Raw genomic sequence first — 11,050 nt, 5'->3', positions numbered from 1 at the left:
TGCCGAAGTCCAGGTAGCTGCTGCCGCTCCGGATGGAGAAGGAGCCGCCGTCCCTGGTGCCGTCCGCCCGGACGGTGCCGTAGTCATTCAGGTCGATGGTCAGGATGGGCTTGGCCGTAAAGGCGGCGGTGAACACGGTGTCGCTGCTGACGGTGAATGCCTTGGACTTCTCACCGTTGGCGCGGTTGTTGACGCCGGTGTCGCCGTTGATGCTCTCCACCACGTAGCCCGGATTGGGCGCCGCGGTGACGGCGGCCACGGTGTCAGGGTCCACATAACTGCCGTTGCTGACGGCGGTGTTCGCGCTGCCGTTCACGGTTCCCCTGACGCTGATGGTGCCGCCGGTGGGATCCGTCCAGGAGACGGTGGGCTTGGCGGCCACGGTGACGGTGACAACCGTGTCATCGGTCAGGGTCATGGCGGCGGACATTCCGTCCGCGGCAGGGGTGACATTGTCGCTCCAGCCGATCACATAGCGGCTGCCGTCCAGCCGCAGGGTGAATTCCACGGGGGTGTTGACCGCGTAGCTGCTGCCGTTGCCGCCCAGGGTGACATTGCCGCTCCTGGGGATCAGAACAGCGATGTTCTGGTCTGTGATCTCCGCGTCGCCTTCCATAACCTTCCAGCTCAGCCGGTAGGTCTGGGCCACGGCGATCACAACACGGACATAGAGTTTCTCGCCGTGCTCATAGACCATGATCGCATTCTGTCCGCCGGAGCCGTCCACGGTGGTCCACGTGGAGCCGTCGGGGCTGGTCTGCCACTCTTTGATGACGGCGCCGGTGCTGTTGCCCATCTCCGCGGTGAAGGTCAGGGCGCCGGACTGGGGGACGCTCTTGAGGGCATCACCCGTGATCGTGTTCCCCTGGGCGTCGGTGACGGTGATCGCCGCGCCGAAATAGAGATTGTTGGCTGTATCCATCGCGGCAGCGCTCACATTGGTGACAGCCGTGTCGGTAAAGTAAACCTGCACGTCATGGGAGGCGGAGATGTTCTCCAGGGTAAGGATGTTCTCCCGGTAGAGCGCATCCGTGCCGTCCCACTTGTACTCCGTGCCGTCCACGGTCCACTTCTCCACCATCTTGCCCTCGTTGGGCACAGCGGTGAAGGTGATGGCGGCGTTGTGGGCCACGGAGCCGCCGCTGGTAAACGGTTCGCTTCCCGTCGCTGCCTGCAGACTGCCCTCGCTGTCGCCTGCGCTGTAGGTGATCCTGTTGGCATTGTTGCCGAAGGCGACGGAAACAGTGAGCTCTTTCGTGTTCAGGGAGCTGACCAGACTCTTCAGGCTCTCCAGCTGCGTCCCGGTGATTTCCAGCGTGTTGCTGTAAACGCTGTAGCAGCCGCTTACAGCGGACGAGCCAAGCTTTACCGTCCATCCCCTCGAACTATCCACCGACCAGCCAGCCTCAGGCTCGGCGACGAACTTGAGTCCGTAGTCCATGCTGATCTGGCTGCCGCTGTCAAAGGCGAACTCGGTGCCGCTGGGATCGACGTAGCGGCCGTAGACCTCGCCGTTTTCACCGGCGCTGAAATACACCGTGATCGCTTCGCTGATATAGTAGATGGTGTCCGTGTCCATGGTGACACTGTAACGGGAGAGGAAGTCCGACTTTACATTGTTGTTCTTGTAAGCCGGGGTAACGGTGTACGTGCCGGAGGCGGCGTTCTGCTTGATACTGCCTCCCTCATACAGATCGCAGGAGACGGTCATCACGCTGCTGACATCGATCGTGTTGCCCTGGGCGTCCTTTGCTTCCAGATAGATGTCGCTGAAGTTGGGGACCGTGTTGATGTTGCCTTCCTTGCTGTCCCACACGGGTCTGACGGTGATGGGGATTTTGCTCACCGCCAGGAGGGCGGAAGCAACGGTTTTGCCGTTCACCAGGGCGGAGAAGAGGTAGCTGCCCGCCGCGGTGGGGGTGTAGCTGCTGCCGCTGATGGGGGTGGGGGCGTAGGAGCTGCCGCTGTGGTTGGAGTCATCCACCTGATAGCTGACGCCGCTGTTCACGGTCTCCCAGGAGGAGGTGGGGGTCTCGCCGTTATAGACGCGCTTTTCCAGCTTCAGCGCGACAGCCTCATCGTTGTAGGTGATGTTGGTGACCTGCCCGCCCTGCCACAGGGAGAGGCGATAGTCATTGGTGGGGTCATCGGCCAGGTAGTAGCACACGGCCGAGCTGGCCTTGGTGGTGGAGGTGGCGTCAGCCGCGGCCTCAATGCGGTAGAGGCCGTACTGGGGAGCCGTCCAGCTGGAGGTGCCGCCGTCATACGCCGCGAACTGGGTGGCGGCGCCGGTACTCGTGTTGGTGATGGTGTAGAGCACCCTCGTGCTGACCGGAACGCCGGTGCTGTCCTTCACGCCTGCGTTCAGGGTGAGCTGGGTGCCGGTGACCGGGGAGGTGGTGTAGGTGATATTCTCCACCGCCTTGTTGACGGTAGCGGTCACCAGCTTCGTGCTGTCGGCGTAGTCCGTTCCACCGTTTTGGAGCATGGTGCCGGGGACGCAGTGGAAGGAGGCGCTGAGCGTATACGCAGTGCTCTCCTCAGAATAGGTATAGACCTGGTAATGGTCGTAGCCGTCCGTTCCGTCGGCGCCCAGGATCACGGTGCCGCCGGCTTCGTAATACGCCGTGCGCAGGTCAGCACCGGTTTCCACCACTTCGCCCGTTTCTTCATTGGTATTCCTGTCAGGCTGCGACGCGGGCAGTGCGAACGCGCCGGATTTGTCCTTGATGTAGTACTTGCCGTTGCCGGTATTGTACCAGTACGGTGTCAGGGCGGCGGTGCTTTCGCCGGAGGTCACGACGTACTGCTTTTCGTAGCGGACGTTGAGCGTACCGGTATCATCGGTGATCGTGGCTTCCTCATAAAGGCCGCTGCCGGTGAAGTCCTCCGGGACGGTATACCCGTTTTCGGTGCCAGCCGGGTAGTCAACCACATACTGATCGCGGCTCAGCTCCAGCCGATCTTCCAGCGTGAAGGCTCCGTCGGCCTCCGAGACGGCGTAATAGCTGCGGCTGGCGGTGCCGGCCGCAGCGTCCACGGTGTCATACACGCCCACATACTTGGAGTTCGTCTCATCCTGATAGACCGTGTAGGTGATTCCGTTCTCCGTGACGGTGGCCGGGACGGGCACGTAGGATGTGGTGACGTTCTTAGTGACCTGCGTGTAGCTCGCCGTACCCGTATACGGGTCGGAAATGGGTCCGCTGCCGCCGACGGCCGCGCCGTTGAACCCCGTGACGGTGACCGCCGTGGTGGTGCTCAGGCCGTCCAGTTCCAGGGTGACGCCGGGGGAATAGTAGGTCGCCACGTTGCCGGCCCTGGAGGTGACGGTGACCACGCAGCGAAGGCTGCTGCCGTTGAGGCTCCTGTCAATGGTGCTGAGGGTCAGGCTGCCGCTTTTCCCGCCGCTGACCGTTCCCACCAGCTTCGTCTGGCCCGCGGGAACGGCATCGTCCAGCGTGTCGACGCTGTGCCAGCCTTTCCGGAGGCCCTCCGCGCTGGATTCCAGGACCTGCCACTGGTAGGAGATGCTGCCGCCGTCGGTGCCGGTCACCTCCATGGCAATCTTCGCCTGGGCGCCGGTGCTTTGCAGAACATTGTCACTGGTCAGAGACTCTCCCACCAGCTTCAGCTGAACCTTGCTGTTCTCCGACTGGGTGCGCACGGTGATGGAGCCGCTGTTCACGGACTCCAGAGCCTCTCCGAGCACAAAGCCCACGCCGCGCACCACATAGGTGTAGGTCTCGCCGGGCTCGAGGCCGGTGAGGGTGCAGGTGGTCTGATTGCCCTCTACCGCGCCCACCAGCACGTATTCGCCGGTGTCAAGCAGGCGGTAAACGCGGTACTGCGAAGCGTCCCGGGCACCCTTGGTCCAGCGCAGGGTGACGCTGTCGGTGCCGGTGGTCTCCGCCGTCAGGCCCATGGCGGGGGAGGGCGGAGAGCTCACGTCCTGCACCAGATAGCCCACCACGGGCACGGTGCCGCCGTTGAGCTGGCAGTCCCACGTGGCCAGCTTCCACTGGAACGAGTAGCCGTCCTCATAGGCAGGGTTCACCGAACCGGACTTGGTGACGGAATTGCCGTTGAGTTTGGCCGTGGAGTGAGTCGTGGTGAAGCCCAGGTCATAGCCCAGCAAAACGCCCTTGAGCTTGGCGACGACACTCAGAGAGACATTGAATTCATGCTCAAAGGCATTTTCCTGCGTATTGGTATAGGTCACATACTCCGCGGTGGTGCCGTTGTCGGGATAGTTCACCCAATGCTGATGGGCGGCGGCGTGCTCGCCCAGGTTATTGGTGGTGCTGCGGTAGGTGGAAGGCTCGCCGGGCGTGGCCAGCTTGGCGTTTTCATCCGAGATCAGGTCCAGGCCGAACTGCTCCGCCGCCTCGTTGTATTCGTCCACGGTGACCTTGCTGTAGGCAGGCTGGCCGGTTTTGCCAATCACCATCTCATTTCCGTCCAGGTCCACATAGTGGTAAACGATCACCGGGCTGCGGTACACCACCACCAGGTTGTCGCCGGTGTCGTTTTTGAACTCCACGCCCCATTCAACCTCTTTGGATTTGGTGGTGCTCCAGTTGAAGGAGTTATCGATCTGCACTTCCATACCGATGCCGTACTTGGCAAATTCCACCTCAAAGCCCGTGATCAGGCCCGCCGTGAAGCCGAAGCTCTCTCCCTTGGCGCCGCCTTCGATCACGCTTGTGCCGTAGACGGTCTCGCTGTTGCCCACGCCGTCCTCGCCGTCGCCGATCTCGGTGAAGTAGGGCGTAGCCTCCAGAATGGCCAGCACATCGGGCATGCCGTACTCCCGGGTGACGCTGTCCAGCTTGGCGATGACGCTGTCGTTATCCGTGTCCAGCGTGTTCAGGGAGACATAGAAGCTGCCCTTGTGCTCGGTGAGGTAGCTGGAGCGCTTGCCCTCGTACCCGTGCTCCTGCTGCTTGCCGTTCTTTGTCTCCAGGGTCGTGTCGTAATAGTAGCAGTAGACCCGGGAATAGGCGTTGTTCTTGCCGCTCTGCTTGAGGGTGGTGACAAAGATCAGCTGCTCCCGTCCGTCGCTGTTGGCGTTGAAGTTGCCGGCGGTGACGGCAGTGATGGTGGTGTTGGTGAGGGTGTCGGAGCCTGCGCCGCAGTCCTTGTTGCCGAAGTCGGTGTGCTTGTACGCCTCTTCCAGCCTGCTGTCCGAGTTGATGTGGTACACCGAGCCGGAGATGAACACCGCCTCCGCGTATTCAAAGCCGCGGTCGGCATAGGCCTGCACCTGCAGAAGACTGTTGACGTCCTCGCTCTCGAAGAAGCCGCCCTTCGTCCAGCCGTTGGGGGAGAGCTTCTGGTTGAGGATCTCCTCATACTGGCAGATGACGTTGATGGCGGTGGTGGATTTTCCATCCCCCCAGATCGTAAACTTGTTGGACTGGTCGATGGTTTTCGTATCGTCCACCCGCACGGCGGTCACGCCGATCTCGTCGCTGCCGTCCACGTTGATGTGCTGGGTTTTGCTCTGCTCGCCGTCGATAAAGCCGGCGGTGATGATCTCGGGGTAGTCCACGCTGTTGGTGCCGGTGGACACGACGATATTGCCCACCGTGGAAGAGGCCCAGACAACGCGCTTGTAGTTCGCCTCCTGGATATAGAGGCCGGGATGCGTATAATTCGGATTGTCCGCGGCGCGGTAGCTGAGATGCCAGTTGCCGTCCTCGGTCTCGCTGGCCGGCTCGGTCTTGTGGTTCAGCCGGTCGTAAATGAAGAGCTGGGACTGCAGATCATAGTCGCTGTTGGTCACGTCGTTCATGTTGGCGGTGACGATCAGCTCGTCAAAGCCGTCCTTATCCACGTCCTCCGCCACCAGGTCCACCATGGGCTGGTTTTTCATGGTGTCAAGCTTGTTGATGGAGTTGTTGCCCAGCAGCTTGAGCACGTTGGAGCAGACGGTGGAAACCGGGTTCTGCACCATGACCCACTGGCCGTTGTTCTGCACGAAGAAATACTCCGCGATGAACGGGGCCTTATCCTCGTTGCCCTGCGTCATACTGCTGGCGTCGGTCCGCGGGACATAGACCACAATGGAGTCCTTGCCGTCGCCGTCAAAGTCGCCGGCGGCCACGGAGAAGGCGCCCTTGACCTGATGGACTTCCATTCCGCTGAGCTGGGCGACATGCTCAAAGGTGATCTTCTGATTGTTGCCGATCACTTTGTTGTTGCTGTCGGTCACGTAAAGATACAGGGTGTTGCCGCTGGCGTTCAGCGCCAGATTGGCCACATACTCCTTCTTGCCGGTGCCGCAGAGGTCCATGCCCGCCGTGGCCACGGCCTTGTAGCTTTCGGAACGGGAGGTGAGGTTCTTCTGGGTGAAGTTGATGACGTTGCTGCCGATGGCCGCGTCCGTCGTCCCCTCCTTCTCGTTCCAGTCCAGCAGACCGGTCAGGCGGGTGGCGCCGTCATACCCCATGGAAACGTACAGTTCGCCCATTTCCATCAGGGTCGTCCACGTGCCGTAGCCGGTGCCGTAGGGCAGTTCGCTCTCCGCCTTTTCCTTTTCCGCCTGCGTCCATTCTTTCATGGCGATGCCGAAGGCGTCCTTGGTGGTGTTATCCTCCTCATCTGCCAGCGCCGTCAGGGACACGGCAGGCAGCAGGGACAGCACCATCACAAAGGCGAGGGCCGTGCTCAGCAGTCTCTTGGCTGTTTGTTTCATGTGTTTGCTCCTTTCTGGGGAAAAATTCTCCGCGCGGGTCTTGCCATCCTCCGGCTGCGCCGGGATGTCAGTTCTCGCTTCCTTCCGTACAGTCCGTACGGCTTTCTAACTTGTTTTTCAGTCGGATGCACAGCACGGTGACAGACACGCCCACAATAAAGGCGGCTATGCCGATCACCACATACGTCACCGCGCCGTCCCGCAGCAGCACCGCGCCGTAGCCGTTGGCCACCGCCGCCACGCCCGGTGTCTGTACGCTTCCGAAAAGAACGCCGATACCGGCGAGAAGAAACAGGCTGAACGCCGCCAGGAAAGTAAGCACACGGTTTTCACGCTGCCGCCTGTACTGCCGTGTCCTGCTTCGGATCTTCCGCACCCGGGTTTCTGTCTTACCGGTCATCCAATAACCTCCCTCCGTATGATTTTCAGTCTCTCTGTTTCCTAAAAGACACAAAAATGAAAATCCTTCCACCCCAAACGACAAATTCTTCAGAAATTTTTCCAAAAAAGCAGAGCCGCCCTGAAAACAGGGCGGCCCGACAGGCAAAACGGTTATTCAAGCCGGATCTTCAGTCTGGGAAGCAGGAGCTTTCCCGCGAACAGCACGGCAATCAGGACAGACGGGAACAGATACCCGGCGGTCCGCCAGGCCCCCTCCCCCGAGATCAGCAGGTTGTAGATGGCGTGGAACACGATGCAGGCGCCCAGCAGTCCCACCGTGCCGGTAAACGCCAGCCACCGGCGGCGGAACACGTAAGACAGTCCGAATCCGATCAGAATGCCGCAGAGGATGTGCAGCGCTCCGGCGGAAAGCCCGCGGCCCAGCAGGAACATCAGGTTTTCCGCGCCGTTCTCCGTCAGGTAGCAGGCGTTTTCAAAGGTGGCAAAGCCCACGGCCAGGGCAACGGCGGCCTCCGGCAGCTCCCGGACCTTCGGCTCGAAAATCAGGATGTAGAACAGCAGGGGCAGCAGCTTCATCACTTCCTCGCACACCGGCGTGATCTCCACCACGGCCACGGTGGCGCCGGCGCCGTAATAGCCCATGAAGAAGCTGTTGACATAGGCGGACAGCAAACATACGCCCATGCCGGCCATCATAAACAGCATGAATCGACGGGTGCGCCCCCCGATAAACAGGACGCACAGCGCCAGCGGAATGGCCAGGCAGACAAAAATATTCTCAATATAGATCATTTCCCCGCCGCCTCCCGCAGTGCCAGCGGCAGCAGCGCCGCAAACGAGAATGTGAGCGTGATATCCACGGCAAAGTAGAGATTGAAGTGGGTGAAGTCCTCCATAAAGCAGGACACCACATACAGAAGAAGCTGCAGTCCCACGCACAGCAGCAGCCACCAGTCCATCAGCCCGCCGCCGCGCCGGAGCCGCCGGACCGCCAGATACACGATGGCAAACACAACCCCGGCAAAGGCGGCGGAAACCACACAGGACGGGCCGAAAATCCGGAACGCCAGAATCACCGCCGCCGCCAGCAGGGCGCACACCAGGGCCGGCAGGGAAAACGTCCTCCCGTCCCGCTCTGTCCGCACCATCTGGAAGGACAGCAGGAACAGGTACGCCGCCAGCCAGGAAAACTCCGCCACATAGAACACCTGGGGCACGTCGCCGAAAATGAAAATGTGCAGCACCCAGTAGAGGGTTCCCATGGAAACGCAGATATCAAACAGGGCCAGCATCAGGAAACGGCGGTCCCTGTGCCGGACCGCCGCCCCGGCTGCCGCCAGCGCCGCGCACAGCAGCACGGCAACCTGAAAACAGTTGTCAATCAGTTCAAAGTTCATCGTTCCGGTTCTCCCGCCGCCTTCTCTCATTCCCGCGGCGCAGGCGGTACAGAAACACCGTCACGCACACGCCCAGCAGAAAGGCCATCAGCCCCATGAGGATATAGCCCAGCGCCGCATGGCTTCCCACCAGGCTGGCCGCGCCGGAAGTGTGGTGGGCTTCCCCGCCGGGGATGGTCAGCCCGGGCATCACCGCGCCGATTCCGGTGATCGGAAGCAGGCAGGCCGTCACGCAGACCGCGTCCAGCGCCCGCTGCCTCCGCCTTTGCCGCTCCCGTCTGATTTCCGCCGTCCGCCGATGAATCAGGCCGGCGCGCTCCTCATTCGTCCGCATAGGTAAACCCCTCCTGTTCCAGGATCGCTTTCAGGTTCTGCTTCCCGCGGTAGACCAGCTTCGTGATCTGCCCCTCGCTCTGATTCATCACCGCCGCCGCGCTGCGGTAGCTCATGTCCTCAAAGTAGACCAGGTAGAGGGCTTCCCGGTATTCCGCCTTCAGTTTTTCCAGGGCGGCGCAGAGCTGGCGGCTGCGCTCGTCACGGTAAAGCTCCCTGTCCGCCGGCACGTCGCTCCGCGGCTCAAACTCCAGTTCCTCAAGCCGCAGGAAGCTGAGCCTGTGCTTCTTCCTGTGGCGCAGGGCCAGATTCCGGGCCGTTTTATAGAGATACGCCTGAAAGGCGCCCTCGCCCGTGATAGGCCGCTCCTTGGCGAAAATCCGGGAAAACGCCTCAATCATCAGGTCCTCGGCTTCCTGAATGTCCCTGACATAGCCGTTGATGTACAGCGTCAGCGCATCGCCGTATTTTTCCACCAGCAGATCGGCGGCCTTTTCCTCTCCGTCCAGATACCGCCGGTACGCGGTTTCGTCCGAGATCATATTTGCCGCCTCCCTTCGTATTTTTATACAGCTTTCCGCGCCTGCCGGAAATGTCCGGGGCAGCACGTCTCCCCTGTGGGGAAGCCCGGTTCCGTTCCCGCGGTGCCCCCGTGAAAATACAACCCGATAGAATATATTATATACGAATATTCACGACTTCGCAAGCACAGACGCAAAGTTGGGGCAAAGAAACGGAGGCGGGAAAGCGGCCGACGCCCCGGACGCAGAGAAACCCCGGCAGGCATCCCGGATACGATGCTCTGCCGGGGAATTTTCAAACCGATGAATGGTCCTTCCGGGGATTTCCCGGGCCGTTACCGGCGGCCTCCGCCGCCGAAGGAACCGCCCCGGCCGCCTCCGCCGCCGAAGCTGCCGCCGCCGAAGGAGCCGCCTCCGCCGAAGCCCCGGCCGCCCCCTCCGCCGAAGGAGCCGCCCCCGAAGGAGCCGCCGAAGCCCCGGCCGCCGCCGCTGCCGAAGCTGCCGCCGCCGAAGGAGCCGCCGGAGGGCGGTCTGCGGCTGCCGCCGCCGAAGGAGCCGCTGCTGGGGGGACGGCGGTTGGAGCCGCCGAAGCCGCCGCCGGAGGGCGGACGGTGATCGTCCCTGGGGGGCCTGGGGGGCGGGGAACGCCGCACCGGGCGGGGCATATACCACCGCCGGCCCCAGAACACGGGGTAATACCGCCGGGTAGGAATGCCCATGCCGGGCATCAGGTACCGCCGCCGGTACCGGGACCAGCGGAAAGCGTCCAGAATGATCCACAGGATCAGCAGCACCACCAGCAGCGTCACGAAGCTGCCCAGGATGGAAGCGCCGGAGGGCTCCACCGTGCCGGTGGTATAGGTGCCGTAATCCCCGGACCGGGCGGTGTAGTTCTTCGCCGCCGCGGGGATGTAGTTCTCCTTCACGGTGACGCCGTAGCCGTCGGCCAGGTACTCCGCCACCGCGTCAAAGGCCGCCCGGATGCCGGCGTCATAGTCGCCCCGGACGAAGTCGCTCTCCAGGTGCCCGTTCACCAGGGTCACGATGGTCTGGCCCTCGTTGGAGCTGAAGCCGCTGCCGTAGCCGGTGTAATAGTCGCCGCCCGGATGGCCCATGTAGTAATTGTCCAGTGCCAGCAGGATCAGCACGCCGTTGTTCCGCTCCGCTGAGCCAACCCCCAGGCGGTTGAACTCCGCCTCGGTGTAGGCGGCGATGTCGGCGGAGCCGGTGGAGCCGATAATCTCCACCACAATCTGGGCGCCGGTCTGGGCGAACAGGGAGACGTTGATGCCGTCGATGTGTTCGCCGGTCTTGTCGGACACCACGTTCCGCTCGTCCAGCACGTAGGTGTAGCTGCCGGTGACGGAGGTGGAGGCGGGGGTGGTGTCCTCCGGCTTTTTCGCCTGTCCGATGAAAATGCTCACCACGACGGCCAGCGCCAGTACCAGCGCCGCCGTCCGGCGTTTTTGGAAAATCTTCATAGGCATATCCTTTTATGTTCGTGTTTGCGCCCGAAAGCGCGGAATCTCGGGCTTTGCACCCGTCCGGGTGGCGGGAGTGCGATGAAGATCGCGGGCTTTTGCGCCGGTTTCGGCGTGGGAAATTGCCGGGACCCCGGCGGGGATGCACCCCCCATTCTTTTTCGTCTTGCCGAAAAAGAATGCGCCGTGCACGGTGGAAGAAAAAGGCGCTGGGCG

At 62.1% G+C, this 11,050-nt stretch carries 8 protein-coding genes; all 8 read right to left on the bottom strand.

The features are described from left to right. A partial coding sequence (locus SOX55_RS08015) for a fibronectin type III domain-containing protein (protein WP_325286917.1) occupies positions 1-6,700 on the bottom strand: 6,700 nt, incomplete at its 3' end. 67 nt (positions 6,701-6,767) lie between these two features. After that, entirely contained in the window at positions 6,768-7,205 is a 438-nt protein-coding gene (locus tag SOX55_RS08010) for a hypothetical protein (RefSeq protein ID WP_325286916.1), read from the bottom strand. A gap of 47 nt (positions 7,206-7,252) precedes the next feature. Continuing rightward, positions 7,253-7,894: a PrsW family glutamic-type intramembrane protease gene (locus SOX55_RS08005; protein ID WP_325286915.1), complete on the bottom strand. Its 642-nt coding sequence runs from the start codon at positions 7,892-7,894 to the stop codon at positions 7,253-7,255. Continuing rightward, the gene (locus SOX55_RS08000; RefSeq protein WP_325286914.1) at positions 7,891-8,499 is read right to left on the bottom strand and encodes a hypothetical protein; all 609 of its coding nucleotides are present in this window, start codon (positions 8,497-8,499) and stop codon (positions 7,891-7,893) included. The genes SOX55_RS08005 and SOX55_RS08000 overlap by 4 nt, the downstream gene beginning before the upstream one ends. Beyond that, complete coding sequence (locus tag SOX55_RS07995; protein ID WP_325286913.1) at positions 8,489-8,833, bottom strand: DUF4179 domain-containing protein; 345 nt, start codon at positions 8,831-8,833, stop codon at positions 8,489-8,491. The genes SOX55_RS08000 and SOX55_RS07995 overlap by 11 nt, the downstream gene beginning before the upstream one ends. After that, a complete protein-coding gene (locus SOX55_RS07990; RefSeq protein WP_325286912.1) occupies positions 8,820-9,374 on the bottom strand; it encodes an RNA polymerase sigma factor in 555 nt (184 codons plus the stop codon). Before SOX55_RS07990 ends, SOX55_RS07995 begins: the two co-directional genes overlap by 14 nt. A gap of 314 nt (positions 9,375-9,688) precedes the next feature. Further along, the gene (locus SOX55_RS07985; protein WP_325286911.1) at positions 9,689-10,840 is read right to left on the bottom strand and encodes a TPM domain-containing protein; all 1,152 of its coding nucleotides are present in this window, start codon (positions 10,838-10,840) and stop codon (positions 9,689-9,691) included. 6 nt (positions 10,841-10,846) lie between these two features. After that, positions 10,847-11,050, bottom strand: a 204-nt coding sequence (locus SOX55_RS07980) for a hypothetical protein (protein ID WP_325286910.1), incomplete at its 5' end; no start/stop codon positions are given.

It is taken from the genome of Dysosmobacter sp. (assembly GCF_034093755.1).
Taxonomy (GTDB): Bacteria; Bacillota; Clostridia; order Oscillospirales; family Oscillospiraceae; genus Oscillibacter.
Note: the sequence above shows the minus strand (reverse complement) of the source record. Positions and strands in the feature narration are given on the sequence as shown.